Genomic DNA, 25,417 nt, shown 5'->3' with positions numbered 1-25,417 from the left:
CTATGAAAGCCATCCCCCACTGACCCAGCTGAGCACAAATAAGACAGGGTTTTCACCATATCTGTGAACAACTGTCCTAGCCAGCCTCAGGTAAGAATCTTCTTTCATATATCGTGATAAATTTAAACAACCTTCAACTGTTTCACCCTTATATACTGAACTGGCGATACTGCTTTCTAATTCAGGTAAGTTCAATGCATAGTCACCCATTTTGTGCGCTGAAGCAGGGTTATACCTTTGATTTATGTCTGATAGAGAACCGACTGTAATTTTTGTCCCCAGCCCTCGATATCCAGTCAAAAATTCGGGCAAAATTCCGTGAACATAATCATATTTACTGACGATTCGAACGGGGTTAATAATTCGGTTTGTCAAAAGAGCATCCTCTACACTTGTAACTGACAGGGCTCGTGGCGCTGCAAACGTGATAAGCTCTGACCCTAGTTGGTGGTTAATAGTAGCATCCGCTGCCGCAATTTGTGCAAGTGCACCCCCTAAACTATGCCCGGTAAAAAGCAAATCTAAGTCTATGAGTTTTTTACCTTGTGCTTGCGCAATACTTTCTAGAATTAAAAACAATTGATCTTTCGTTTGTTCATATCTTTTCAAAAACCCAGAATGTCCAGAAAGACCAGTTTTTTGTGAATAATAGCCGCGAAAAGAGAGATCAGTCATAAGATCGTTAAGGTTTGTTGTTCCTTGATAGGCAACAACCAGAGATCCACATTTTTTGGTAAAGACAATTCCTTGATTATCTCCAAAGAAGGTTATGCTCGTTCCTTTTGCAAGCTCTGCTTCAAAAATATCCTGCTTATGATCCGGTCTGAACTGTCTTTTATAAGCCATATCTGCATAATGCCAGGCCTCTTGTACTTTAGAAAAATGAACGAATGATTCTCTGTTAACTGTTGGCAAAAGTTGTCCGGCTCCTGCACAGTCTGAAGAATTTATTTCAGTCCAATCGCCATCTAGGTACGTTTCTTCTTCAGCCTGAACGGCAGCTGTATCCAAAATAACAAAACCCTCTGCATCTTCGAAGTCATTTGCCTTAGATAAAAAAGCTGCAATCAAAAGTATTGACAATAATAAATATGTAATAGATCTCATAAATTACTCTAGTTTTAATCATAGATAGGGATTGTTGTGAAATATTTCAACCCTAATGAGAAAAAAACTGAGTTTTATTTTACTGTGGAAAGAAGACGATATTTTTTGACGTTTTGATTGTGTGCTTTAATCATCTGCGCAAAGGTGTGGCCACCTGTGCTGTTTTTAACAAAATACAACAATGTTGATTGTTGTGGCTTCAAGACAGCTTCAATGGATTTCCACCCTGGGTGGCAAATAGGACCTGGCGGCAATCCTTTATTTAGATAAGTATTATAGGGGCTCGGAAATTTTAAATCCAGTCTCGTAAGAGATCTATTAAGCATGCCCGTCCCTTGACTGACGGCATAAGAAACCGTTGGATCTGCTTGTAAGGGGATCCCTTTACGCAATCGATTTAAAAAAACACTGGCAATGATTGGCTTTTCCCAATCAAGGGCCGTTTCTTTCTCAATGATAGCGGCAAGAGTAACGACCTCTTCAAATGTTTTGAGAGGGAATGGCAGCGGTCCCCCCAATATATCCTTGATGCGTTTTTGAGCCTGATTGGCCATCATTTCCAATACTTTATCCTCAGAAATCGGAGGATAAAAATAATAGGTTTCAGGAAAAAAATATCTTTGTGGCTCTCCCTCCAAAGGTAGACTCTTCTCTATCCCCTGTATTTTGCTTAAGTAATTGATAATTTGTGCAGTCGTCCAGCCTTCAGGGATTGTTATTTTTAACAAGACACCAGAGTCTCTTGTCAGCATTTTTAAAAGGGAAAGCAGCGAAAGATGTGGCAAGAATTGATAAACGCCAGCCCTGATTTTTTTGTCAGCATTTGTTATTTTAAGGACTGCTCTAAAAACAAACTCAGAAGAAATTAAGTTTTCTGCCAGGAGTCGTTTAGAAACTTGGCGCGCGGTTTCATGTCTATCAACAACAAAAATAACAGGGTCTTTTATGGGTTTTAAGTACAATAGGTGCATCGCACAGTACAAAAAAAGCACAGATACACAAAAGCATAAAGTTGATAGGATAATGCGAAAAACAGACACTTTTAAGCCCTTCAAGAGCCAGAGATAACCGCTAGCTATGTTTTTTGAAAATGACGGATGCATTTGTGCCACCAAATCCAAACGAATTTGACATGGCAATTTCAACTTTCCGCTCTTTTGCCTGATGCGGAACCAAATCAATGCCTGCAGCTTCAGGAACAGGATTATCTAAATTCAAAGTTGGTGGAACGATGCCGTCACGAATACTCAAAACAGAGAAGATACTCTCTACCCCACCTGCTGCCCCAAGAAGGTGTCCAATCGATGATTTAGTTGAAGAAACAGAGAGGTTATCAAACTGATTGTTCATGATGGTTCGAATGCCAGCCAGTTCAGACAAGTCCCCAAGAGGCGTTGATGTCCCGTGGGCATTAATATAATCAACGTCGATTGGTGAAATCTTAGCATGTTTGAAAGCGCTTTTCATAGCGCGAACACCGCCATCACCATCTGGCGCTGTCGCTGTTGAATGATACGCATCCCCCGACAAACCGTAGCCAACTACCTCTGCAAGGATATTGGCACCCCTTTTAAGGGCATGTTCACGTTCTTCGAGAATCAAGATACCGCTTCCCTCCCCCATCACAAAACCGCATCGATCTTGATCCCAGGGGCGTGATCCTTGAGTTGGATTGTCATTGTATTTTGTCGCCAAGGCTCTTAGGGCTGCAAAACCCGCAATACCAAGGGGGCAAACAGATGCTTCTGTTCCCCCAGCCACCATCACATCCGCATCCCCAAACATAATGAGACGGGACGCATCCCCAATGGCGTGGGCACCGGTTGCACAAGCTGTTACAACAGAATGGTTGGGGCCTTTAAAGCCATGTTTAAGAGAGACTTGTCCAGAAGCAAGATTGATAAGGCAGGAAGGAATGAAGAAAGGGCTCACCCGACGGGGGCCTCTCTCATGCAGAGTTATAGCTGTCTGGCCAATTTTATCTAATCCGCCGATGCCAGCTCCAATCATAACGCCTGTGCGCTCAAGATCTTCTTCAGCCGTTGGTTTCCAGCCAGCATTTTCTAAAGCTTCGCCGGTTGCTGCAAGAGCCATAACGATGAAATCATCCATCATGGCCCGTTCTTTACCGGGAACAACGGCCTCTGGGTTATACAAACCCTTAGAAGCAGCATCCATCGCATCAGAACGGGGGACTTGCCCAGCTATTTGGCAGCTATAGTCTGCCGGGTCAAAATAGTCGATACGACCAAGACCCGATTCTCCCTGGAGAAGCTTTTTCCAGGTATGTTCTGCTCCCATTGCTAAGGGAGAGACCATTCCTACACCTGTAACAACAACACGACGCATGGGAAAAACTATTTTCCGTTAGCTTCTAAGTACGTAATGGCGTCTTTAACAGTGCGGATTTTTTCAGCATCTTCATCTGAAATTTCGCAGTTAAATTTTTGTTCAAAAGCCATAACGAGTTCAACAATATAAATGCTATCTGCATTCAAATCTTCTTGAAAGCTTGATTCTTCTTTGATTTTATATTTTTCAATTTGAAGGGTCTTAGCAACAATATCAATCACTCTTTGACGTACATCACTCATTGGGTTTCCTCTTGTTTCGTTTATTAAATTACAAAGTAGTTGTTAGCACACTTGGCTGTTGATGACCAGTCAAAAAATAACGCAGATCATTCACGGCGTTTAAATCATCGCCAGCCCACCATTAACGTGCACAGTCTGTCCCGTTATATAGCCCGCCTCTTGACTCGCCAGAAACACAACAGCTGCAGCAATATCCAAGGGGAGACCCATTTTTTGAGCTGGAATAGAGCCTAAAAGATTGTTTTTCTGGGTTTCATTAAGGGCATCAGTCATCTCGGTTGCAATAAAGCCCGGCGCTACTGCATTGACTGTAATGTTTCTGGATGCAAGCTCTTGCGCCAAAGATTTTGTCTGGCCAATCAGCCCCGCTTTAGCCGAACAGTAATTCACCTGACCTGGGTTTCCCGTCACACCCACAATCGAAGAGATATTAATAATGCGGCCAAACTTTGCTCTAATCATTTGCATTGTAACAGCCTGAGAAAGCAGAAAAGGCACCTTGAGGTTCACGGCAAGAACATCATCAAAATCAACTTCTTTCATCCGCATAGACAGGCCGTCACGGGTAATTCCAGCGTTGTTAACCAAAATATCCACGCCGCCCATCATCTCAACAGCACGCGGGACAATGGTTTTGACTTGTTCAAGATCTGTTAAATCCGCTACCAAAGCATGGGCTTTCCCATCGCCACAGTCAGCGCTCAGCGCATCAAGGCGCTGTTGACGGCGCCCGGTCATAACTACTTCAGCACCCTGCCTCGTTAAGGCGCGAACGATTTCTCCACCGATGCCGCCAGTTGCTCCCGTAACAAGAGCTTTCTTTCCCATTAAATCAAACATGTTCCTCTCCTTATTCTTTATTGTTAAAAAAGGCTTTAAGCGACTCTAAATCATTGATCGCCTGCGTTGCTATGTCAGGAGAAACACGACGAATCAATCCTGTTAAAACTTTACCGGCGCCAATTTCGATGGATTTTTCAATGTGATTAGCAGCCGCAAACTGAACGCTCTCAGTCCAGCGCACCCGACCACAAACCTGGCTCACCAAATTTTCTTTAAGGGTTTGAGGATTGCTCTCGGGTCTAGCTGTGACATTACAAATCACTGGAACCTTAGGGTCCATAAAAGTCTCTTGATCAATTGCTTCCCGCATTGTCAAAGCTGCTGGCTCCATCAAGGGTGAGTGAAAAGGCGCACTGACAGGCAGCTGCATGCATCGCTTAGCCCCCTTATCTTTGGCAACTTGCATCGCTAAATCAATCGCTTGAGCGTGTCCACTCAAAACATACTGGCCTGGACAGTTGTCATTCGCCAAAGCACAGACTTTGTTTGGCAATTCGTGCTGGACAATGGCGACCACACTTTCTGCCTCTTCCATGGACAATCCCAGAACAGCAATCATTTTTCCACGGCCTCTGGGTACAGCTTCCTGCATCGCTATCCCTCGCTTTTTAAGGAGCTTGGCTGCCTGAGAAAGAGAAATCACACCTGCTGCATAAAGCGCCGTGTACTCACCCAACGAGTGCCCCGCCACATACCTGTGGTCGGCCACCTTAAATCCAAATTCAGCTGCCATCACCTCTAAAAATGCGGCACTGACACACATAAGGGCTGGTTGCGTGTTTTCAGTAAGATTCAATTTTTCTTGCGGCCCCTCAAGAATCATTTGGGTCAGTGGCACTTGCAGAACATCTTCGACCTCTTCAAAAACCCGACGCGCCGTAGAAAAGTTCTCGTAAACATCTTTTCCCATCCCAACGGTCTGAGCACCCTGGCCGGGGAAAACTAAAAGTGATTTCATGATTGAATTACCTATGTCCTATGTTTGCCTTTCTATAGAAGAAACAAATTTTTGTTAAGAAATTTTTATTGTTGTTGTTATGATTAAAAAAAACAAACATATAAAAATGAAACGCTTTTCTTTACTCACACTCTGTTTAATGACATTTTACTGCACTACAGCCATGCCAGGTTCCGATGAAGAATGTGTTCTAGAAGCACGCGTAAGCGCTAAAAGAAGCAGCAACTCTTCTAAAGTTCCAGAAGCAACTCCCGCCGCAAAAAGATCGCATCAACAATCAGCCGCGGAAAGATGCAAAGAAATCATCACCACCTTTCTTGCTCAGCAGGAAGACTTTGTTACCAGTCCAAGCCTTGAAATGCATGAGACTTCTAGAACAATACCTCAAAAAGTTAGAAAGGAAACTCTCCGGGTGAAAGGCATCTTGGTCAAAGGTTTTCTTTTTTCCAGAAGGCAAGAAGAAATTGGAGCCTATGAAAACGGTTCAATGTCAGGTCTGTTTTTAAATTTTGAAAAATGCTTAAAACCACTTTCTAAATTAGTTGCGCCGCCCCTTTCAAAACTGGCGGGGAAAAAGGATCCAGATGAACTAAGTCGCCGCATACATCAGCTCTTTGAAACCTTTGATCAGGGGCCGCGCCAGCCCAAGTTTGAGTTTCTTAGCACTCTCATTTTTCAAAACGATCACAATCAAATTGGGCCTAGACTTGATAGATTTTTAACCTTTTGCGGGCACCAACACAAAAAACATGATGAAATACAAAAATCCTCTCGAAAAAGCGATTTCTAAACAAAACCTTCTGAGATACCATCAAGCCCTGCATGCGATTGGAGAAGCTTGCATTGACCGTTCTTTATCGGGCCTTGATGAAGCTGAGCAGCTGATGCGGCGCTCCTTAGACTCGACACTTCTGACCTCGCCTGAACGTTTAACCGCTGAGCAAGTTCAGTTAAACCGATACAAGCTCATCCATCAAGCCATGGAAGAGTATAAAAAATATCTCCTCATGGCTTTCACAGCAAAGATTTGTCACGGTTCTGCTAACAATACTGAAAGCCGTGAAGGGTTCCTCATCAATTTAATAAAAGTTCAACGCTCTTTAGGTCTGTCGTCTTGCGTCAGTCACTTGAATTATTATAAGTCATTCTGTGATCGTTTTGAAAAAAGCTTCTTAGAGATTATTGATTTTATTGTCAGCGAAATATCAGCTGAGGGCTTTTTAGGCTTTATCTCTGGCATTCAAGAAATTCCTGATGAAGGCCGTCAATGGCTTTATCAAAAAATAGTTCTTGAAGAACAAGATTTTGATGAAACGTTTTACAACCAGCTCACCATATGGAGCGAAGCAAGCTCACAACTCATTCCTGAAATAGAATCCAAAGGAACAGACAACACCTTTTTCATGGCTTTTCACAAGTCTGTTAGCCGGGGAGAAGAAGCCATAGAAGCCTATGAACCGCTGATGCGTTCACATGTTGCGGAACAAGCCAAAAAAGACCTTCAGTCTCTTGGATATGCCCATAACAATCCATATTACTTTGAAAAGTTTAGCCCTGAAATTCTGTATGGCTCTTTCTATCGTTAAGCCGACCGACCCGCTAAATGCTAAAAACCTTTGACGACAGAGCGATCTCTCAGTATTGTAGTCAAAAAAAACTCAGGAGTATTTTAAGTGAACCAACAAATTATCAGCATGGCCCCTCTTCTTCTTTTTGTTGTCATGTATTTTGTCATCATTCGCCCTCAAAATCGTAAAGCAAAAGAACATCAGAACATGATTTCTGCACTGGGCAAGGGAGATCGCATTGTCACCAACGGCGGTGTTATCGGCACCATCACTGATTTACAAGAAAAAGAACTGTCTATTGAAATTTCTCCAGGTGTGATCATGCAAGTTTCCCGTGCCATGGTTGCCACTAAAATTGAAGAGCCCGCAAAAGCAAAAAAAGCCGCTGCTCCCAAAAAAGCACCTGCTAAAGTAAATAAATCGGTTAAAAAGTAAGGCGCTTGGTGTGACCCTCTCTTTAACCCGTCTATTTTTTGTTATTGGTCTAAGCGTTTATAGTATTTTAACAACGCTTCCCAGTCTTCTTTCCCCAGAAACCTTGAACAAATACTGGCCGTCTTTTCTGCCTCAAGCAAAAATCAGTTTGGGTCTTGACCTACAAGGCGGATCCTCCCTTCTCTTGGAAGCGGACGTTGAAACCGTAATCCAAGAACGCGTCAGAAACCTTAAAAACGAAGTTCGTAAAGTTCTAAGACAGCATAAAATTCGATACCGCGATCTGGAAGCGAAAGAAGAAAAAGTGGTGTTTCAACTACGCGATGCCTCACAAAAAGAAAAAACTTTTAAGGCGCTCAGAAAACTAGGCCTGGACTTTTCCGTTCAGCTCAATATTGACCAAATAGAAATCAGATTCACCTCAGCAGCGCTCCAAGAGCAAGAAAAGGTCGTTCTAGATCAATCGATTGAGGTGGTTCGCCGCCGGATTGACGAAATGGGCACCAAAGAACCCCTGATTCAACGCCAAGGCACCAACCGTATTTTGCTTCAGCTTCCAGGGGTGAATTCACCGGATGATGCCAAACGCCTCCTGGGAAAAACAGCAAAGCTCACCTTTCATGCCGTTAAGCCCACAGAAGGATTGGGCACCATTCGCCTCAACCAAAAAATAACACATAATGGGCAAACAATGGATATCCCTCATATCCTTGATCAAGATCCGCTCATCACAGGCGACATGGTTATCGATGCAAAACCATACCTCAACCAGGAGCGGAATGAATGGCAAGTAAGTCTATCCATGGATCAAACTGGCGCGCGCATTTACGCTGATTTTACCAAAGCAAATGTTGGAAAACCGGTTGCCATTGTTTTGGATAACAAAGTCATTACAGCGCCCATCATCAATGAACCAATTCCAACAGGTAATAGTGTCATCAGTGGTCAATTCACACCAAAGAGCAGCCATGAGTTGGCGATGCTCTTACGTGCTGGATCGCTTCCAGCGCCACTTAAAATCCTTGAAGAAAGAACCGTTGGCCCTGACCTTGGTGCCGATTCTATCGCTGCAGGGAAGACAGCTACGCTTGTTGCCATTATCGCTGTGTTTGCTTATATGCTCCTTTACTATGGCTTCAACTATGGCGGTGTTGCCTGCGTGGCCTTATTCTTCAATCTCACCCTGTTAATAGCCGGCCTCACCCTATTGGGCGCAACGCTTACCCTTCCTGGTATTGCTGGTATCGCCCTTACTCTAGGAATGGCAGTTGATGCCAACGTTTTGATTTTTGAACGCATCCGAGAAGAGCTGAACCACACGAAGAGAGTGGCTGCCTCTATTCAATCTGGATTTTCCAGAGCTATCAGCACCATTGTTGATTCTAACTTAACAACATTGATTGGCGCTGGGTTGCTTTATCAATTTGGAACAGGCCCTGTTCGTGGATTTGCCGTTACTCTAACCATGGGGATTCTTATTTCTATGTTTACGGCCATCACCCTCACAAAAACGCTGCTTATCATCGTTTATAAATGGAAAGGGCCGCAACCCTTGAGCTTTGACATGAAGGAGGTCAAATAATGCTACTTCGTTATATGCCCCTCACCTTCAAGTCTGATATCGTTCGATTACGCTACCTTTCTTTTGTGTTTTCCCTGTTGCTCGTTACTCTTTCTGCTGCTTTTTATGGCCTAAAAAACTTCAATTACGGGATTGATTTTAAAGGCGGTATCATGATTGAAGTGCGGAGTAAAAACCCCATTCCTCTTGCGACGGTTCGGTCATATCTCAGCAAACTGAATATCGGCGATGTCACTGTTCAGGAATTTGGCTCTGCCAATGATTTATTGATTAAATTTGAACAACCTGAAAACGGTCTAGAAGGAAAAGACCTTGTGGTTAAAAAAATCAGCGACACCTTTAAAGATCAATTTGAAATCAGGCGGACAGAAACCGTTGGTCCCAAACAAGGAAAAGAACTCATTCAAAACGGTATCTTGGCCATCTTATACGGTCTTCTTGCCATTTTGGTCTACATCTGGTTTCGGTTCGAATGGCAATTTGGGTTGTGTGCTGTCATTGCTCTTCTCGAAAATGCCTTGGTTGTTTTTGGGTATTATTCCATTTTCCAAGTTGAATTTAACACAACCGCCATTGTTGCTGTCCTGACCACCATTGGGTATACCATCAATGACACGGTTGTGATCTATGATCGAATTCGTGAAAACCTTCGTAAGTACAAAAGAAAACCGATTCCTGACCTCATTAATCTTAGCATCAATGAAACGCTGTCCAGAACCCTGATGACATCTGGAACAACGCTCGTCGCGTTATTTTCACTCTACTTTTTTGGGGGAGAGGTAATTGCCAGCTACAGTCTGCCGATCATTGTGGGGGTTATCATTGGAACCTATTCCTCTATCTTCATTGCTGGCCCACTGTTGCTGAATTTCAACCTGCGCCTGTTACAAAAAGAAGAAGATACGCCTTAAGCTCAGCTATGTTGGCTCACAATTTCTTCAATCAAGGCTAGTTTTCTTTTAGGACTCTCATCTTGATCAGCTAGAATAGAGGCCAGTTGTCCCATACCATGGCGCAGATCCCCTAATTGCTGAGCTTCACTATATTCTTCATCGTCAAGCCTCTTTCCTTCGCGTTCCAACTCTTGCACAGTGGTTTCAAGGGCAGCATTCTCTTTCCTAACACTCTCTAACTCCCGCTCAGTTTCAGAGAATTTATCCAGCATTGCTCTCTCGGCGCTTCTCGCTTCTCGCTCAGCAAGCCGTGCCTCTTCAAGCTCTTTTTTCAAGTCGTCTTTTGATCCAGAAAGCGCCTTCTGGCCATCTCTTAACGAATCAACCTCTGAAAGAAGTGCAGTCTTTTCCTTGTTAATGCGGGCTATTTCTTTTTCCAAAGCGCTATTTTTGTCTCGAATCTCTCCAATTTCTTCTCGAGAATGCCCTAACTCGGCAAGTAGATTTTCTTTCTCCTCCATCCAACTCGATTGATTGGTGTCATGAGCCGTTTTCCACGCTATCACTTCTTCGTATGCATGCTTATATTTCTCTTTCTCAACTTCAAGCTCATCCAAATCTTGTTCACGAGCAGCTAATTGCGCCCGGTTTTCTCTGATCTTCTCCATCACAGTTTGAATCGCTGCTTCATACGCATCCACCCCATACTCCTTAGGTGTTGGGCTTGATTGATCGCCACAAAGCAATTGCCAAAGTTGATGCAAAAGATCTCTCTCGGTTGGCGTTATGTGGGTTGAAGAGGCTTGAACGGCCACATCAGCCCAGGATTTAGACTCCCTCTCCTTCTTTTCCCTCTCTTGCATGAAAGTCATCACATTCTGACGAACATCTGTCATTGCTTTTTTAAGGTCTTCACCAAGGCTTTTATGTTCTTGCTCTAATGCTTCTTTTACTTTTCTTAAATCTGCGACATCTCTTGTCATCTTCATTGTCTGATCATGAAAATTTTTTTTCAAAGCATCTTGTTTTTTTCTGGCGTCCTCTTGTTGGCGCAACAGTTGCTCTTGGGCTGTTTGTAATGCTAGATCATATTTTCCTTTATCTTCTTTTATTTGCGCCTCAAGTTCTGCAATGCGTTTAAGAACATCTTGATGCACATCTGGATCAACACCGTTTGAAGCAACAGCGGGACCTACTGCAGCGGCGCTCGATTGCCTTGCTTGCATGGTTTGACAATATTTAAGCAGATCCTCAAATTGTTCAGACATATGCATACAAAAGACCATGCCACAACTGGGTTTCTGAGCAGAATGTATACTGTGCCCTGCTAAAACCAATATCACAAAAATAAATTTTTTCATCTATCCTCCGCTTAAAAAGTATATCGAATCCCATAGCGAGCTGACCCCTGGCCGCAATTTTATTTTCGGGAAATAGTCAACGCCTGTTTGTGGATGAATGTCTGATATTTTTCTCACTCTACCAAAGCGATATCCTATGCTTGCCTCGCTTGAAATAGCTTTTGACCAATGATACAGCCATCCCATTTCTGTTGAATACTGAAAAATGGTCTTCTTATCAGAGCTAACGGCTAGCAAATTTCCTCTATGATAAAGACGTGACTGATAGGTCATTTTCGTTTGCCTAACACCCAGTCTAGCAAACACCTCATGACAGTCATTCATCTTAAATCGAAGGCCAGCGTTAATACTAAATGCAGGAGAAAATTTGATGGATTAATACGCTTGACTATAATCATAGCGACCAGCTGCCGGGGGATTATCAAAGAAACCAATAAAGTTAAGCGTTTTCCTTGAGTCATATTTTCTTGGATCATAGGTCACTTCAAGATCTGTGATCACCCCTGATGAAACGGGCACACTTAAACCCAAAGCAAGTTCTGAAGTTATCTGTATGTTTTTTGCTTGCCCCGAACCAATACGATCAAAATGCGCAGGATTACCAGCAGGATTAGGATTAGCTTGAATTAGTTTTGGATCAAACTGATGTCGGGCTTGGTTAACGCCCATTCTTAAAGCCACATAAGGACGTGGCTGAGCAAACGTTCCCCAACATGAAATGAACAATAATCCCAAATAAAGCCGCCCTATCATGATAATAGTATAGAGCTAATTTTATTTAGAAAATAGAAATAAATTCTTTTAGGAGGGTCAATGCGTGGTGTAGTGGAACTGTTCCCCCAGGTAAACTCGACGCACACCTTCATGGGCAACTATTTCTGGCCCCGTTCCTTCTTTCAAGATGACCCCATCATGCAGAATATAAGCGCGGTCAACTATGCCTAACGTTTCCCGCACATTGTGATCAGTGATCAACACACCAATCCCTCTCTCTTTCAGATGATGGATCAGCTGACGAATATCATTGACAGCAATCGGATCAATCCCCGCCAAAGGCTCATCCAACAGAATGAATTTGGGGTTCGTTGCCAAGGCGCGGGCAATTTCAAGGCGGCGGCGTTCCCCCCCAGACAGCGATAAAGCAGATGTCATTCTTAAATGAGAGATTGAGAATTCATCCAACAGGTCATCGACAATTTTCTGAACTTTGAATTCATCTTTTTCCCGAATCTCGGCAACAGCACGGATATTTTTCTCAACCGTTAGACCGCGGAAAATAGACGGCTCTTGGGGCAAATAGCCAATGCCAAGCCGCGCACGCCTGAACATAGGCAGCGGCGTGATATCAAAATTATCAAGGATAACCGATCCATAGTCGGCTTTAATAAGGCCACAGATAATATAAAAGCACGTTGTCTTGCCAGCACCATTTGGCCCCAGTAATCCAACCACTTCTCCAGAACGTACGGTCACGTTCACGCCTCGAAGAATGGGGCGCCCGCCGTATGATTTGCCGATATTTTCTGCTGTTATAATGCTCATAAGTATAGCTAAAATATTGAAAAACTATTGTGGCAGCAAGACAATTTTCACCCGTTTGTTCTTTTGTTGTTTTTTTGGCTGACCTTTGGGCGCTTTGTGCGCCGGAATTTCTGCATAGACCTTACTTTGCCCCTCATTTTTATAAACAATGGCATAGGCGCCACGTAGTTGTTTATTATCATCAGTCACCAAAACATTCCCCCACATCTCGATAACGTTCTCTCCAGATTTGAAGGACGCATGATCGCCTGTTGCAATTTTGGCAGGAAGAACAACTTTTACATGACCATGGGCTTCCACATAATCAATGGAATGCGCCATTTCACTTGAATCTGAAGCCGCACCACTCTGCACAGGTGATTTCTTCTTAGTTGGCTTGCCCCCCTCATTGCCAGCATCTCTAAAATAAAAGGTAAGTTCATCCCCATAAAGTTTTTGCGGAGACTTAATGTCAACCATTTCAACACTCCCTCTCGCCACAGCCTTTTTTTTCTGGGGATAATAATCAAGGTTCTTATGGGCCTTGATATTCGCTGATAGGCCAAATAGCTTTATCTGACGCCCCAAAAAAGATAACTGCTCTGTTGCAACATTATACTGTGCCTGATTTGAATAAATGGTTGCCTGCGGGGAGACAGAGATGACTTTTCCAGTGACCCGAAGCTGGGTTGGCTGCCGCTTGTCATTCTTTTTTTCATAAAAAACGGTCGCTTTATCGCCATAAATAGTTGCCTCAGATCGTGAGATGCTTACCTGATCATACGCTTCTAGGCGATTTTCAGAATCGAAAATATTGACCCCAGACGCCGCACTAATATCAATGGGTGGGTTGGACGCGCCACTCCCCATCTCTGCAAAAGAAGAGATCAACAGAACACACAAAATGAAAATTTTATTCCATATGTTTTTCATTTCCACCCTCAAAAGAATTAGACTCAAGCCGTATATTGGTTTGACCTTTTAAGTTCAAGACACCTTTGTGAATATCCATGTAAAGGCCCTGTGATTTGAAATAGCCATAAATCCCTTGTCCTTCAACCTTTGAATTTGTTTGAACCTGACCTTTATTGAAATCAACTTGGGCCGTCTCGGTAAAAATTGTAAAATCCTGGTTATGGGAAAGCGCCACTTGACCCGCTAAATCTGCAGACCCTTCTTTGCCAGAGACGATCACACCATTTTTAGATGTAATCGCAAGCCGATCACCGCTCTCATCACTCAAACGCAAAGAAGAAACAACATCTTCAAGTTGGATACGATCGATGTTGGATTCATTGATACCTTTTTTGGCGGTGATCACATACGGTCGATTTCTTTCATCCTCACTCACATAACGGGGATTAATAACTTCCTGAGATTGTACAACTGTTTTTTCCACTTTTTCATAAAACTTTTTATGCTCTGACCCAAATTCCATGCGCATAAAAATCTTTTCTAAACTTGGCCAGAAAATTAATCCCATCACCAGGAAGAATCCAGACAAGATCAAAATGAGCTTGATATGGCTGTGCTTCTTTTGTCTGTTTTTATACGCGTCTTCCATCATGTGGCTGTATCAATTCCTGCATTAAGACATTTGTGAATATCGATGAGGCCCACAAGGTTTTGATCTTTATCTTCAACAAGTAGGGCGGTAATTTTTTGTGTTCTCATTTCCCGCAAAGCATCTGCTGCCAAGTCATCTTTATCAATACATTTTGGATTTTTGGTCATGACGTCACTGGCTCTTTTTTCAAGCAGCGCTGAGTTCATATGCCTTCTTAAATCACCATCGGTGATCAATCCAATCAACTTACCGCAAGAGTCTGCAACAGCAACGCAACCCAGCCGGCCTTGAGACATGGTCACGACAACATCTGACATCACGGTTGCTTCTGTCACCAAAGGCATTTTATCTTTGGGAACCATAATATCCCGCACACACACCAGAGCACTGCCAAGTTTCCCACCCGGGTGAAACCGCTTAAAGTCTTTTGGGGTGAATCCCTTAGCAGTATGCAATGTAAGGGCAAGGCTATCCAGCAAAGCCAGCATCATGGTTGATGATGTTGAGGGCGCAAGCTTAATTGAGCATGCCTCTGCACATTTTGGCAGAAGAAGAACCTCCGTTGCATAGCGTGCCAGATGACTGTTGCTGTTTTGTGTAACCGCAATAAGCGGTATGTTCTGGCCATGACAATAAGAAATCAGATCTGAAAGCTCTCGCGTTTCCCCAGAGTTTGAAAGCGCAATCACACAATCCTGCTCTGAAATCATGCCAAGATCTCCATGGCTGGCCTCGGCTGGATGGATAAAAATGGACGGCATACCGGTGGAGGCAAAGGTGGCTGCGGCTTTCTTGCCAATATGACCACTTTTACCCATACCTGTTAAAATAACTTTGCCCGCGCAGTTTGCTAATAAATCAAGCGCTTTGACAAATGCCTCATTCAGTGTCTCTGCTAAAGAACTGAGCCCATCTCGTTCACAGACAATCACGCGGCGTGCCTCAGCCAAAACATCAAAATGGGGGAAACAATTTTCAGTCATCGTCAGTCTAGAATTGCGCAAGCGTGGCACCGGTTGGGTTCATACGTTGATAAAGCTGATCCGGTATTAAATCATCATTTCGATCCGTCCCAGCATCTGCCATGGATTCCATTGATTGTGGATCAGCCAAAGATCCTAATCCTCTTGCTTCTTGAGGGGCGTTTGGATCACTTTCATAAAGAACGATTTCCTTTTCAAGGGAAGCGGTTGCTGAACCCGCATCATGCTTTGGGGTCTCTTGAGATTGGCAAGAACACATCATCAGTGCAACGCCAACTAAGTAAATTGAATATTTTTCTTTCATAACTTGAACTCCGTATTGACACAAATTAACATTAAATTTAAATCTATCATACAACAAGGGTATTAGACATACATGTCCTGCTCACAATATACAAATCTTTCTGGCTATAAATTTGTCACGCTCTCCCATCTGACAGAGATTAAAGCGCTGTTGTTAAATCTCTGCAAGAAAAATCATATTAAAGGCACAATTTTGGTTGCCCCCGAGGGAATCAATATCAACCTTTCTGGAGCGGATGATCATGTTAAAGCCCTTTTAGATTCTTTTGCTGAAATTTCTTGGCTCGAAGGCTTATCCCTAAAAAAAACGTTTAGTGACTATATCCCCTTCAATCGGATGCTGGTTCGTCTTAAGAAAGAAATCATTGCGTTTGATCAAAAGGGTATTGATCCAAAATCAAATCCAGCTCCCTACATTGAGCCTGAAGAATTGAAGAAGTGGTACGATCAAAATAAAGACTTCATCATTCTTGATACACGGAATGATTACGAGGTAAAGATTGGAACGTTTAAAAATGCCCTTAACCCTGATCTGAAAACCTTCAAAAAATTTACAGAAACCATTCAAAGTCTCCCGCCTGAAGCACGAGAGCTGCCCGTTGTGACTTTTTGTACAGGTGGTGTGCGCTGTGAAAAAGCAGCCCCTTTTCTTAAAAAAGAAGGCTTTAAAAAGGTATATCAACTCGATGGCGGCATTATTAACTACTTTCAAAAGGTCGGCAAAGAGCATTACGAAGGAGACTGCTTCGTTTTTGATAAACGGTTAGCCATCACCCCCGACTGCAAACCCAACGGCATGGTTCAGTGTTATCGTTGCCGCTCTCCGCTCACTGATCAAGAGAGGCAAAGCCAGCATTACAAGCCAAATATTTCTTGTCCAAATTGCATCAACCGGGTGGCAAGCTAAGCCTATGAATCCTCTCTCAGGCGACGGCCCATTCAATCAAAAAACACAAGTGTGGCTTGAACACCACTTTCAAACGCCTCTCGTTGTTTTAACGCCTTCTTGTACAGCGGCTCTGGAAATGAGCATGCTACTCATGAATGTCAAACCTGGTGACGAAGTCATCGTTCCAAGTTTTACTTTTTCATCAACGGCAACAGCTGTTGTGCTTGTCAGTGCAACCCCTGTTTTTGTTGATTGTGATCCACAAACGCTGAACATTGACCCTGATAAGATCGCCGCCGCCATATCCCCAAAAACCAAAGGCATAATTATCATGCACTATGCCGGCGTAAGCTGTGACATGGCGCGCATTCAAAAAATTGCCAAAAGCCATGATTTATTTGTTGTTGAAGATGCAGCCCAATGTATCGGCGCTCAATATCAAGGCCAAAAGATTGGCACCCAAAGTTCAGCGGCTGCTTTCAGCTTTCATCATACAAAAAACATCTCATGTGGCGAAGGAGGATGTCTGGTCATTAACGATCCTGACCTGGTTGAAAGAGCCGAAATTATCAGAGATAAAGGAACCAACCGCCGCCAATTTTTCCGAGGTCAGGTTGATAAATACACCTGGGTCGATGTGGGATCTTCCTACCTGATGAGTGATCTACAAGCGGAATACCTTTTGAACCAACTACAATCCTTAGAAACCATCACGAAAAAACGTCTCGATGTCTGGCAGTCTTATCATGAAGGCCTACGAGACTTAGATGAAAAAGGCCTCATTCAACGCATGCATGTCCCAGAGGCGTGTGCGATTAACGGTCATATCTATTACTTCCTGATGCCAACAGCCTTCCAAGCAACATCTGTGATCAAAAATCTTCAAGAACAAGGGATTAAAGCAACAAGCCATTATGTCCCTTTACACGCCTCTCCAGCAGGAAAAAAGTTCGGGCGAGCGAGCGATGACATCCTCCATGCTTCAGATGTTGCGTCTCGCTTGGTGCGCCTACCGATTAGCCCTGATCTGTCAACTCAAGAGATGGAAAGAGTAATCACAGAAACAAGAGCCGCCGTACAAGCATCTCAAAACTAATCAGACTTTCTGCGCACCAACCACAACATCCGGACAAAAACAATCACCCAAACCAACGCCAAGGCATACCAAGTCATTGCATAGTTCAAATGGTTATTAGGAAGGCTCAGCGCGTTGGGGATCGGCACCGGTTGTTTGCCTGTATCGGGGCGAATATGATCCACATAGTAAGGCAAAAGATCAATCCCAAGTCTCTTACCAATGGTTTGGGGATCAATGCTTGAAAATTCCATTTTGTCTGGCGTATGGCCAGCAGAGAACCAATATCTTTTGGGGGCTTTGCGCAGACGTCCAATAAAATCTGCTGAATAGCGATCGCGGGTTGAAAACTGTTTGTGGCCGACCCAACCAAAATTAACCAGCATGTATTTTTTAGTCGGCAGCTCAACAATCCCTAAAATATGATAGCAAACGCGTTTTTTATTCGTGCGCGCAATGACATAGTAATTTCTTCCTGTTCCCCACATCCCCCGGACACGCACACGTCTGTAGAGATATTGCTCCAGTTTATTTTCAGGAATATCACTCAGTAAAACCGCTTTCTTTTGAGGCGCCTCTTCCAGGCGCTGCAAAATTTCTTGTTTCCAGTCATCTCTCTCGATCTGCCAGTTCCCAAGACTCAGCAATATCAGCGCGCCACATACACCAACAAGAGCCGCTAAATAAAATTTCTTATTCTTCATAAATCCCCCTACCTTACCGTCCCCACCAATAAATAAACACAAATAGAAACAACCAAACAACGTCAACAAAGTGCCAGTACCAAGCTGCCATTTCAAAGCCTACTTGCTTTTTTTCATCCATACAATGGGCGCGAACTCTAAAATAACAAACAGCTAGAAAGATGGTTCCAATAATAACATGAAGACCATGAAAGCCGGTTAACATATAAAAATTAGATCCATAAATGCCATCAGAGAGCGAGAATGCAGCATGGCTATATTCATAAATTTGAACAAATGTAAAAACCAGCGCTAAAAGGATGGTAATCCCAAGGCCCATCAAAAAGCTACCCCTCTCCTTTTTTTGACCAATGGCTTCATGGGCCCACGTTAAGCTGGATGCTGACAGCAAAAGAATGAGTGTATTTAAATAAGGCAATCGAAAGGGGTTGATCGTTTCAATATTCTTAGGAGGCCAAACACCTCCTATGGCCTCTGCAGGGAACAAGCTTGCACTAAAATAGGCCCAGAAAAAGCCAAAAAAGAACATAAACTCACTTAAAATAAAGATCAAAAACCCCAACTTAAGACCTGTTTTCACAACCGGGGTATGTTGTTTTTCAAAGTGGGACTCCAGAATCACATCGCGCCACCACCCTGCCAAACACGCCACGAATCCACCCAACCCAAAAAGTAAAATCGTTGTCCCAACAGGATAAGCATTAATTAGCAAAACAAACCCAACTCCTAAAACTAAAACAGATAAAGACGTCATCAAAGGCCAAACACTGGGCTCAACAAGATGAAAGGGGTGCTGGGATTTATTTGAATTTGGACGAACCACTTTTGAACCTCAACTGATCAAAACAATGATACTTAATTTACCGCGTTTCAGCAATAAAGCTCCTACAGCATTAAGAATAACATTTTTACCTTCAAATAAAGATTGAATTTTACCTAAAGCGTGCTATCAAGTAAAAATGATGAAAAAATTATTTTCTTCGCTTCTGAGCCCCCCTGTGCAGGTCACATTGATCATTGCTTTGATTTTTGTATTTGGCAATGCTTTGCCCTATTCTCTTTTACAAGCACTCCTCACAGCCTGTGTCTTTATTAAAACCATTTTAAGTTTTTGCCTGCCCTGGCTGGTTTTCTTCTTTCTCTTTCTCTCTCTCAGCCGGATGCAATCTGGCGTGATTAGTTTTGTTATTGTGCTGGTCTCTTTTTTCATCTTGTCAAATTTCATTGCCAACATGTTTGGATTCAGCGCCGCTCAAATTCTAAATGCTCACCCCGAGCTATGTCCACAGCGTCCCAGTGAAATAAGAAAAGCCCTAGTACCTTTTTTTGAGTTTCATATTGAACCCATCATTCCAACAAAAGGGGGCTTAGCTCTTGGATTCATTCTTGGATTCACGGCGCGTTATATGTCTGAAAAGACACTGGCATTCGGTCAACTTGTTGGGCGCCGGTTCATCGATCTCTTCATCAATAAGTTTTTTGTTCCCGTGCTTCCCCTTTTCATTGGTGGTTATGTTGCAAAATTAAACTATGAGGGTGCTCTTGATAACATGTTCCAAGACTATGCACCACTGGTTTTGCTTATCTTTGGGTTCCAGATGCTCTACTGTATTGTTTTGCTCCTTTTGGCGACCAAGTTCAACATGGCTGAATTTAGAAGACTGGTCAAAGACATGATTCCGCCCTATATCACCGGAATGATGACCATGTCAGGATCGGCTGCCTTACCACTATCCATTAAAGCTATTAAAAAACACCTTAAAGACCCCGACATGGCCGATGCTTTCTTACCTCCGGCAACCAATGTTCATCTTCTAGGAGATGGTATCAGCGTTCCCTTTTTGATCATTGCCACAGCCATTGCTTTTGGCCACAGCATTCCCGGCACCAGTGTTTTGATCATGAGCTCTCTCTACATGGCCTTTCTACGTTTTGGGATTGTCTCGATACCTGGTGGGGGGATTTTTGTTATGATTCCCATCCTAGAGGGCACTTTTGGCTTTACCGGAGAAATGACCGGTCTTATTACCGCCATTTATATTCTCTTTGATGTTTTTAATACTGCTAATAACGTTCTTGCCAATGGGGCGTCAGCGGTTTTGTTCAGCAATACCTGGACAGCGTTCAAATCAAAAAGAGGGTAAGGCTTTATTTTCTCTTGACCCGCTACCGAGAATCCATTAATAAATGCATGATATTTAAAATAAAGGTTTAATTATGTCTCGCCGCTGTTCCGTGACTCAAAAAGGTGTTCTTACTGGCAATAACGTAAGCCACGCTAATAACAAAACCCGTCGTCGTTTTTTACCAAATTTGAATACCATAAACCTTTACAGTGATCTGCTTAAAACGACTTTTAAGCTCAAGGTTTCCAACCACGGTTTGCGTACCATTGAACACAACGGTGGGTTAGATAAATACCTCTTATCAACCTCTACACGCAAACTGTCGCCAGAACTCCTCCGAATCCGCAAGAAACTTTTAGCTGCTTCTGCGTAACTTTGCTCAAATAGGGCTTTCGAAGATCAAAGCATAAAATCTGTTGGCTAAGCCCTTCACTATGTAATAAAATCATTACATATTAGCCTGGATCATAGTGAACACTAAAACATACAAAACAAAGCGCCGTCATGCCAATGGACTCACGCCCATAAGTACGTCTATCCAAGCAAGCTGCATTGAGAGGCTGGAACAAAATCAACTTCAAACCTACCAACTTTTTGTCAATTGGTCCCTGATTGTAGGAGCTGATCAGGCATCTGAAATAAGGCCTCTCAAAACGACCTCTATTCCAGGTGAACGGGGCTTTATTCTTCATGTTCAGCCGTGCAAGGCCGGGGCGGAGTTTCTGCTACAATATCAACAGCAGCCTCTGATAGAAGCCATCAATAATTATTTTGGGCAGTCGCTGATCAAAGCCCTGCGGATTGTCAAAGGGCCTTATCTGAGTGATCATCCCGAAAAGAAAAAAGAGCCTGAAATTATTCAACCACCAGCTCAAATGTCTGATGCGTTATCCAATAGCATTGGATCAGTAAACAACCCTGATCTCCAAGATAAACTTAAAAGCTTTTACCAAAGCTTCATGCAGTCTAAAAATCAATAAAGCTACGAAGCTTACGAGAGCGGCTTGGGTGCTTAAGTTTACGCAACGCCTTGGCCTCAATCTGACGAATACGCTCCCGGGTTACCTTAAATTGCTGTCCCACTTCTTCGAGTGTATGGTCTGTATTCATCCCAATACCAAAGCGCATACGTAAAACCCGCTCTTCTCGCGGCGTTAAACTTGAAAGCACACGCGTTGTCGAATCCCTAAGATTTGTGTGAATGGCGGCATCCAGAGGGATCACGGAGTTTTTATCTTCCAAGAAATCGCCCAGATAACTATCTTCTTCATCCCCAACAGGCGTTTCCAGGCTGATAGGCTCTTTAGCTATTTTCATCACCTTACGCACTTTTTCGAGTGGCATATTCAGCTTTTCAACCAACTCTTCATGGGTTGGTTCACGGCCTGTTTCATGAAGAATCTGGCGTGAGGTTCGAACCAACTTATTGATCGTTTCAAACATGTGAACGGGAATCCGGATTGTCCGTGCTTGGTCTGCAATCGATCGCGTAATCGCCTGACGAATCCACCACGTAGCATACGTTGAAAACTTATAGCCACGCTGATATTCAAATTTATCCACGGCTTTCATCAAGCCAATATTTCCTTCTTGAATCAGATCCAAGAACATTAAGCCCCGGTTGGTATATTTCTTAGCAATCGAAATTACCAGCCTTAGGTTTGCTTCAATCATTTCTTTTTTAGCGCGGTTTGAAAGCCTCTGGCCTTTTTGAACTTTCTGAGCGATCACTTTAAAATCACCCAGAGGCAAGCCAAAATGATCAGCAATGCCATTCATTTTTTCTCGAACTTGGCCAATCTCATCTTTTTTAGAGTCAAAGAAACTTTGCCACTCTTTTTTCTGCTTTTTAGGCTTGGCATCTGCCCAATTAGGAGCGTCTAGATGCTCTTGGTAGTGATCTAAAAAGTTTTCACGCTTGATTTTGTGTTCAAGCGCCATGCGCATAAGCTGGCCCTCATGTCCAATCAATTCCTTATTTAAGCTGCCCAACTCTTCAACAAGGCCTTCTATGCGGTGATTGTTAAAGAAGATCTCTCCCAGCAGATCCTTCATTTCTGACTCAAGCTCTTTCAGTTTTTTCTGCTGAGACTCAGTAATAGAGCTCTCTTGTCTGGTTTTTAAAAGTTTTTCTTGGTGTAAGGGGTGAATTTTACCGTAAAGATTTTTAAAGCGCTCAAAAAGATCAAGCATTTTTGGCATCAGAGACTCTTCCATAAGCGCAACAGAAATGCTCACCTCTTCTTCTTCGCTTTCTTCCGAAGATTCTTCCCCCTCTTCCTCAGAATTTTCTTCCTCTTCTTGATCTTCTTCTGATTCAGCGTTTAGAGCATCAAGGGCCTCATTTTCTTTGCCCTCTTTGAAAGCTTCATCATCATTAAAGGAAGCATCAATGGCAATGATATCTCTCAGGAATATTTCCCCGTCTTCAAAACCCTGAACCCATTTTGTTAATGACTTCATTGTGAGAGGGCTTTCACACAAACCCTCAATCATCATGTTCCGGCCAGACTCAATTCGCTTGGCGATCTCAATTTCACCCTCACGGGAAAGAAGCTCAACAGTTCCCATTTCCCGAAGGTACATCCGCACAGGGTCATCGGTATGCCCGGCAGCTTCTGCTTTTTTAGGCGCTTCTTCGCTTAAGTCAGCTACCTCAACCTTATCAACATCTTCGTCTATTTCTTCAACAGGCTCTTCATCATCGTCATCAATGTCGTCAATGTTGGTTTTTGGCTTAGGGCGCACACTTGGCTCAGAGTCATCCTCAGTAGGATCGATGCTGCTATCAACTGCCACATCACCATCTTCACTGTCTTCACTCAGATCATCATCTGCCTCGATGGGATCTCCCTCTTCGGCATCAATCTCTTTATTTTTGATTTTTTCTGAATCTATGTCTTTTGAAGCGACGGTCATGAATAGTCCTTAATGTGAAAAGCTCTTAAAACTACTATATACATAGGTACGTTGCAATAAAAGTCAAGGCTTTTCAAAAGGAGACGAGCAAATCACACCCCCAAAAAAACAAAAGAAAAATATATTGACCTATTTTTGATTAAAACTTGATTTTACTGTGCCAAATCGTTAAAAAAAACATTCAATCATTCTGAGCAGTTGCTTTGAAAAAACATCTATTTTATCTGCCCATGGCTGTGGTTTTACTCTCAGCTGTTGGGCTCTTAATCAACATCTCCACAACGATGATCTACAGCAACCTGCCCATGTACATGAAAAATGTCTTGGGGGCCTCTGCTAAAACAACAGCTTTCATTGATGGGATGGTTGAGTTTATTTCTTACCTCACAAGAATTGCCTCGGGTGTCATTAGTGACTTTATGCAGAACCGTAAAAAGGTTCTGGTGTTTGGCTATGGGTTGGCTGTTTTATCAAAGCCACTCTATTTATTTGCCTCTAATGTGATGATTGTTTTCATTGCCCAAGCTATTAATCGTTTTGCCAATGGCACAATTGCTTCGCCCAGAGATGCTCTTGTTGGGGATGTGACTTCTGAAAAAAGACGCGGTGCCAGCTATGGCTTCATGCGCTCTATGAAGACCATAGGGTCTGTTTTTGGTGCCTTTATTGGCATGGGCATCCTCTTTAGCTTTAGCAGCAATCATAACGCCCCTGATCACAATGACTTTCTCATTGTCTTTACCATTGCCACCATTCCCGCGTTTATCTCCTTCATCATTTTGGTTTTCTTCATTAAAGAACCAAAGAATCATCGCGAATGTTACGAGCATCATGACGCTCTACCGTCGCCGACACAGGATAATGGCCCCAGTGCCTTTTTAAAACGTCATCAAAACGGGGGTATTTTTGTCCTCAGCCTTATAACAGCACTGACAGCGACGCTCTTATCTTTTTATCACGTTCTATCTTTTGTTTCCTGGCCTGTTACTTTTTGCATTGGCTGGGGCTTAATGATTGCAGCATCAAGGCCTTATCCAAATTTGCATAGCATTCTTCTTCGCCTCTTTGGCTATTTACTGACTCTTAGCGCGATACTATCTCTGGTTTTTGCGTGTGATCAAACCATATCCGTCCTCATGTTGGGTTGCGGACTTTTAATCTGGTACCACGCGGCCAAAAACACTCCTACCCTCTTCGCACAAAAGTTAAGCTATGTGCTGGTTGGTATTTTTCTTGTTCTGCTGGGCTATTTCTCTTATGGCGAAATCGTTCATCTCTCCGACACCACATTGATCGCCCCATCCTCCTATGTTTCTCTGTTTTTAGCCTTGTTGGGGCTCGTCTTTCTTGGGTTGGGTCTTTATAACTTTCCTGAACCAGAAAACATTAAACGAGCCCGTCAGCGTCTCTCAATGCCCTTTTGGCTGATTATTATTGTGGCCGTTGTATTTGAAATGACCCATTTCAGTGAAAGCTTGCTTACCTGGCGCGCCAACGAAGCCGGCCTTCCCCAATCTCTGGGGCCTCTGGTGATGGTTGCTATGAACATCGGTCAATTCTTGGTTGCCTATCCACTGGGTTATCTTTCCGATCGATACAACCGCCGCTTGATTTTAATCACTGGTTTTATTTTCATGATCTTTGCCAACGTACTCATGGGCTTTGGCACCAACTTTTTTGTAGTCATGTTGGGCATCTTTTTCTGGGGCGCACAAATGAGCACCACCCAAAGTATTTTTCTATCACTCATCAGTGACGTGGTTGAAAAAGAAGCCAGGGCCACGGCCTTTGGTATCTTCTACTTCATGACCGGTCTTTGCTATTTAGCCAGCAGCACATTGGCTGGGCATCTTTGGGACACCTACGGTTATCAGTATTCGTTCTTCACCAGCATTGGTTTTGCCAGCGCAGCCATTGTCGCTGCCTTGTTCTTGCTCAATCCGACTTATCTGCAAAGAAAATAGCACCTGATACCACAGCCTTCTTCTC

General features: G+C 43.2%; 28 protein-coding genes. 11 read left to right on the top strand and 17 right to left on the bottom strand.

Annotated features, from left to right (window positions below):
• The 6 genes from C0582_00525 to fabD all read right to left on the bottom strand — a co-directional run bounded on the left by C0582_00525 (window position 1) and on the right by fabD (window position 5,502).
• The gene (locus C0582_00525; GenBank protein ID PLX30392.1) at window positions 1-1,107 is read right to left on the bottom strand and encodes a hypothetical protein; all 1,107 of its coding nucleotides are present in this window, start codon (window positions 1,105-1,107) and stop codon (window positions 1-3) included.
• Between the two features lie 74 nt (window positions 1,108-1,181).
• On the bottom strand, window positions 1,182-2,210 hold the full coding sequence (locus C0582_00520; protein PLX30391.1) for an endolytic transglycosylase MltG: 1,029 nt from the start codon (window positions 2,208-2,210) through the stop codon (window positions 1,182-1,184).
• Window positions 2,179-3,456, bottom strand: a complete 1,278-nt coding sequence (fabF, locus tag C0582_00515) for a beta-ketoacyl-[acyl-carrier-protein] synthase II (protein ID PLX30390.1) — start codon at window positions 3,454-3,456, stop codon at window positions 2,179-2,181. Before fabF ends, C0582_00520 begins: the two co-directional genes overlap by 32 nt.
• 8 nt (window positions 3,457-3,464) lie before the next feature.
• A complete protein-coding gene (locus tag C0582_00510; GenBank protein ID PLX30389.1) occupies window positions 3,465-3,701 on the bottom strand; it encodes an acyl carrier protein in 237 nt (78 codons plus the stop codon).
• Between the two features lie 99 nt (window positions 3,702-3,800).
• Window positions 3,801-4,541, bottom strand: coding sequence for a 3-oxoacyl-[acyl-carrier-protein] reductase (gene fabG / locus C0582_00505; GenBank protein PLX30388.1), 741 nt, complete (start codon window positions 4,539-4,541; stop codon window positions 3,801-3,803).
• A 10-nt stretch (window positions 4,542-4,551) separates the two neighbouring features.
• Window positions 4,552-5,502, bottom strand: coding sequence for a [acyl-carrier-protein] S-malonyltransferase (gene fabD / locus C0582_00500; GenBank protein ID PLX30387.1), 951 nt, complete (start codon window positions 5,500-5,502; stop codon window positions 4,552-4,554).
• Between the two features lie 79 nt (window positions 5,503-5,581).
• On the opposite strand from fabD, the gene C0582_00495 reads away from it, so the two are divergent.
• The 5 genes from C0582_00495 to secF all read left to right on the top strand — a co-directional run bounded on the left by C0582_00495 (window position 5,582) and on the right by secF (window position 9,998).
• Window positions 5,582-6,292, top strand: coding sequence for a hypothetical protein (locus tag C0582_00495; protein ID PLX30386.1), 711 nt, complete (start codon window positions 5,582-5,584; stop codon window positions 6,290-6,292).
• Window positions 6,255-7,088 carry a hypothetical protein gene (locus C0582_00490; GenBank protein PLX30385.1) on the top strand — a complete coding sequence of 278 codons (834 nt, stop codon included), beginning with the start codon at window positions 6,255-6,257 and terminating at the stop codon, window positions 7,086-7,088. Before C0582_00495 ends, C0582_00490 begins: the two co-directional genes overlap by 38 nt.
• Before the next feature lie 108 nt (window positions 7,089-7,196).
• Entirely contained in the window at window positions 7,197-7,505 is a 309-nt protein-coding gene (gene yajC / locus C0582_00485; protein PLX30455.1) for a preprotein translocase subunit YajC, read from the top strand.
• Window positions 7,486-9,087, top strand: coding sequence for a protein translocase subunit SecD (secD, locus tag C0582_00480; GenBank protein PLX30384.1), 1,602 nt, complete (start codon window positions 7,486-7,488; stop codon window positions 9,085-9,087). Before yajC ends, secD begins: the two co-directional genes overlap by 20 nt.
• 14 nt (window positions 9,088-9,101) lie before the next feature.
• Window positions 9,102-9,998 carry a protein translocase subunit SecF gene (secF, locus tag C0582_00475; GenBank protein ID PLX30454.1) on the top strand — a complete coding sequence of 299 codons (897 nt, stop codon included), beginning with the start codon at window positions 9,102-9,104 and terminating at the stop codon, window positions 9,996-9,998.
• Window positions 9,999-10,000: 2 nt separating this feature from the next.
• Here secF and C0582_00470 read toward each other — a convergent pair whose 3' ends face one another.
• From C0582_00470 to C0582_00435, 8 genes are read right to left on the bottom strand one after another with little or no spacing between them, the layout of a single operon-like run.
• A complete protein-coding gene (locus C0582_00470) occupies window positions 10,001-11,341 on the bottom strand; it encodes a hypothetical protein (protein PLX30383.1) in 1,341 nt (446 codons plus the stop codon).
• Window positions 11,342-11,665, bottom strand: a complete 324-nt coding sequence (locus C0582_00465) for a hypothetical protein (GenBank protein ID PLX30382.1) — start codon at window positions 11,663-11,665, stop codon at window positions 11,342-11,344.
• A 51-nt stretch (window positions 11,666-11,716) separates the two neighbouring features.
• Complete coding sequence (locus C0582_00460) at window positions 11,717-12,094, bottom strand: hypothetical protein (protein ID PLX30381.1); 378 nt, start codon at window positions 12,092-12,094, stop codon at window positions 11,717-11,719.
• A 57-nt stretch (window positions 12,095-12,151) separates the two neighbouring features.
• On the bottom strand, window positions 12,152-12,883 hold the full coding sequence (gene lptB / locus C0582_00455; protein ID PLX30380.1) for an LPS export ABC transporter ATP-binding protein: 732 nt from the start codon (window positions 12,881-12,883) through the stop codon (window positions 12,152-12,154).
• Window positions 12,884-12,907: 24 nt separating this feature from the next.
• Window positions 12,908-13,801 (bottom strand): hypothetical protein, encoded by an 894-nt coding sequence (locus C0582_00450; protein ID PLX30379.1) that lies wholly within the window; start codon window positions 13,799-13,801, stop codon window positions 12,908-12,910.
• A complete protein-coding gene (locus C0582_00445; GenBank protein PLX30378.1) occupies window positions 13,776-14,429 on the bottom strand; it encodes a hypothetical protein in 654 nt (217 codons plus the stop codon). Before C0582_00445 ends, C0582_00450 begins: the two co-directional genes overlap by 26 nt.
• The gene (locus C0582_00440) at window positions 14,426-15,412 is read right to left on the bottom strand and encodes a KpsF/GutQ family sugar-phosphate isomerase (GenBank protein PLX30377.1); all 987 of its coding nucleotides are present in this window, start codon (window positions 15,410-15,412) and stop codon (window positions 14,426-14,428) included. The genes C0582_00445 and C0582_00440 overlap by 4 nt, the downstream gene beginning before the upstream one ends.
• Before the next feature lie 7 nt (window positions 15,413-15,419).
• Window positions 15,420-15,716: a hypothetical protein gene (locus tag C0582_00435; GenBank protein PLX30376.1), complete on the bottom strand. Its 297-nt coding sequence runs from the start codon at window positions 15,714-15,716 to the stop codon at window positions 15,420-15,422.
• 72 nt (window positions 15,717-15,788) lie between these two features.
• Here C0582_00435 and C0582_00430 point away from each other — a divergent pair, with 72 nt between their 5' ends.
• Complete coding sequence (locus C0582_00430; protein PLX30375.1) at window positions 15,789-16,622, top strand: sulfurtransferase; 834 nt, start codon at window positions 15,789-15,791, stop codon at window positions 16,620-16,622.
• Window positions 16,623-16,626: 4 nt separating this feature from the next.
• The gene (locus tag C0582_00425; GenBank protein ID PLX30374.1) at window positions 16,627-17,700 is read left to right on the top strand and encodes a dTDP-4-amino-4,6-dideoxygalactose transaminase; all 1,074 of its coding nucleotides are present in this window, start codon (window positions 16,627-16,629) and stop codon (window positions 17,698-17,700) included.
• On the opposite strand, the gene C0582_00420 is transcribed toward C0582_00425, so the two are convergent.
• Window positions 17,697-18,383, bottom strand: coding sequence for a hypothetical protein (locus C0582_00420; protein PLX30373.1), 687 nt, complete (start codon window positions 18,381-18,383; stop codon window positions 17,697-17,699). The two genes, C0582_00425 and C0582_00420, sit on opposite strands and share 4 nt — an antisense overlap.
• 13 nt (window positions 18,384-18,396) lie before the next feature.
• The gene (locus C0582_00415) at window positions 18,397-19,137 is read right to left on the bottom strand and encodes a cytochrome c oxidase subunit 3 (protein ID PLX30453.1); all 741 of its coding nucleotides are present in this window, start codon (window positions 19,135-19,137) and stop codon (window positions 18,397-18,399) included.
• Window positions 19,138-19,342: 205 nt separating this feature from the next.
• Here C0582_00415 and C0582_00410 point away from each other — a divergent pair, with 205 nt between their 5' ends.
• The 3 genes from C0582_00410 (at window position 19,343) to C0582_00400 (ending at window position 21,489) form a co-directional block, all read left to right on the top strand.
• The gene (locus C0582_00410) at window positions 19,343-20,527 is read left to right on the top strand and encodes a hypothetical protein (protein ID PLX30372.1); all 1,185 of its coding nucleotides are present in this window, start codon (window positions 19,343-19,345) and stop codon (window positions 20,525-20,527) included.
• A 73-nt stretch (window positions 20,528-20,600) separates the two neighbouring features.
• Window positions 20,601-20,882, top strand: a complete 282-nt coding sequence (locus C0582_00405) for a 50S ribosomal protein L28 (GenBank protein ID PLX30371.1) — start codon at window positions 20,601-20,603, stop codon at window positions 20,880-20,882.
• A 79-nt stretch (window positions 20,883-20,961) separates the two neighbouring features.
• Window positions 20,962-21,489, top strand: a complete 528-nt coding sequence (locus C0582_00400; GenBank protein PLX30370.1) for a hypothetical protein — start codon at window positions 20,962-20,964, stop codon at window positions 21,487-21,489.
• Here C0582_00400 and C0582_00395 read toward each other — a convergent pair.
• Window positions 21,476-23,428 (bottom strand): RNA polymerase sigma factor RpoD, encoded by a 1,953-nt coding sequence (locus tag C0582_00395; protein ID PLX30369.1) that lies wholly within the window; start codon window positions 23,426-23,428, stop codon window positions 21,476-21,478. The two genes, C0582_00400 and C0582_00395, sit on opposite strands and share 14 nt — an antisense overlap.
• A gap of 203 nt (window positions 23,429-23,631) precedes the next feature.
• Here C0582_00395 and C0582_00390 point away from each other — a divergent pair, with 203 nt between their 5' ends.
• Window positions 23,632-25,392 carry a hypothetical protein gene (locus C0582_00390; GenBank protein ID PLX30368.1) on the top strand — a complete coding sequence of 587 codons (1,761 nt, stop codon included), beginning with the start codon at window positions 23,632-23,634 and terminating at the stop codon, window positions 25,390-25,392.
• Window positions 25,393-25,417 lie beyond the last annotated feature (25 nt).

This window comes from Alphaproteobacteria bacterium, from assembly GCA_002869105.1.
Lineage (GTDB): Bacteria > Pseudomonadota > Alphaproteobacteria > UBA7879 > UBA7879 > UBA7879.
This window is presented reverse-complemented; position numbering and strand designations above follow the sequence as displayed.

Bases quoted from the DNA above. Each gene is read 5' to 3' on its own strand.
- secF (PLX30454.1), top strand. From the start codon at position 9,102: ATGCCCCTCACCTTCAAGTCTGATATCGTTCGATTACGCTACCTTTCT.
- C0582_00440 (PLX30377.1), bottom strand. From the start codon at position 15,412: ATGACTGAAAATTGTTTCCCCCATTTTGATGTTTTGGCTGAGGCACGC.
- C0582_00525 (PLX30392.1), bottom strand. From the start codon at position 1,107: ATGAGATCTATTACATATTTATTATTGTCAATACTTTTGATTGCAGCT.
- C0582_00445 (PLX30378.1), bottom strand. From the start codon at position 14,429: ATGATGGAAGACGCGTATAAAAACAGACAAAAGAAGCACAGCCATATC.
- yajC (PLX30455.1), top strand. From the start codon at position 7,197: ATGGCCCCTCTTCTTCTTTTTGTTGTCATGTATTTTGTCATCATTCGC.
- C0582_00425 (PLX30374.1), top strand. From the start codon at position 16,627: ATGAATCCTCTCTCAGGCGACGGCCCATTCAATCAAAAAACACAAGTG.
- lptB (PLX30380.1), bottom strand. From the start codon at position 12,883: ATGAGCATTATAACAGCAGAAAATATCGGCAAATCATACGGCGGGCGC.
- C0582_00495 (PLX30386.1), top strand. From the start codon at position 5,582: ATGATTAAAAAAAACAAACATATAAAAATGAAACGCTTTTCTTTACTC.
- C0582_00460 (PLX30381.1), bottom strand. From the start codon at position 12,094: ATGATAGGGCGGCTTTATTTGGGATTATTGTTCATTTCATGTTGGGGA.
- C0582_00465 (PLX30382.1), bottom strand. From the start codon at position 11,665: ATGAATGACTGTCATGAGGTGTTTGCTAGACTGGGTGTTAGGCAAACG.
- C0582_00395 (PLX30369.1), bottom strand. From the start codon at position 23,428: ATGACCGTCGCTTCAAAAGACATAGATTCAGAAAAAATCAAAAATAAA.
- C0582_00420 (PLX30373.1), bottom strand. From the start codon at position 18,383: ATGAAGAATAAGAAATTTTATTTAGCGGCTCTTGTTGGTGTATGTGGC.
- fabD (PLX30387.1), bottom strand. From the start codon at position 5,502: ATGAAATCACTTTTAGTTTTCCCCGGCCAGGGTGCTCAGACCGTTGGG.
- C0582_00510 (PLX30389.1), bottom strand. From the start codon at position 3,701: ATGAGTGATGTACGTCAAAGAGTGATTGATATTGTTGCTAAGACCCTT.
- C0582_00490 (PLX30385.1), top strand. From the start codon at position 6,255: ATGAAATACAAAAATCCTCTCGAAAAAGCGATTTCTAAACAAAACCTT.
- C0582_00470 (PLX30383.1), bottom strand. From the start codon at position 11,341: ATGAAAAAATTTATTTTTGTGATATTGGTTTTAGCAGGGCACAGTATA.
- C0582_00415 (PLX30453.1), bottom strand. From the start codon at position 19,137: ATGACGTCTTTATCTGTTTTAGTTTTAGGAGTTGGGTTTGTTTTGCTA.
- C0582_00430 (PLX30375.1), top strand. From the start codon at position 15,789: ATGTCCTGCTCACAATATACAAATCTTTCTGGCTATAAATTTGTCACG.
- C0582_00405 (PLX30371.1), top strand. From the start codon at position 20,601: ATGTCTCGCCGCTGTTCCGTGACTCAAAAAGGTGTTCTTACTGGCAAT.
- C0582_00520 (PLX30391.1), bottom strand. From the start codon at position 2,210: ATGCATCCGTCATTTTCAAAAAACATAGCTAGCGGTTATCTCTGGCTC.
- fabG (PLX30388.1), bottom strand. From the start codon at position 4,541: ATGTTTGATTTAATGGGAAAGAAAGCTCTTGTTACGGGAGCAACTGGC.
- fabF (PLX30390.1), bottom strand. From the start codon at position 3,456: ATGCGTCGTGTTGTTGTTACAGGTGTAGGAATGGTCTCTCCCTTAGCA.
- C0582_00435 (PLX30376.1), bottom strand. From the start codon at position 15,716: ATGAAAGAAAAATATTCAATTTACTTAGTTGGCGTTGCACTGATGATG.
- C0582_00410 (PLX30372.1), top strand. From the start codon at position 19,343: ATGATGAAAAAATTATTTTCTTCGCTTCTGAGCCCCCCTGTGCAGGTC.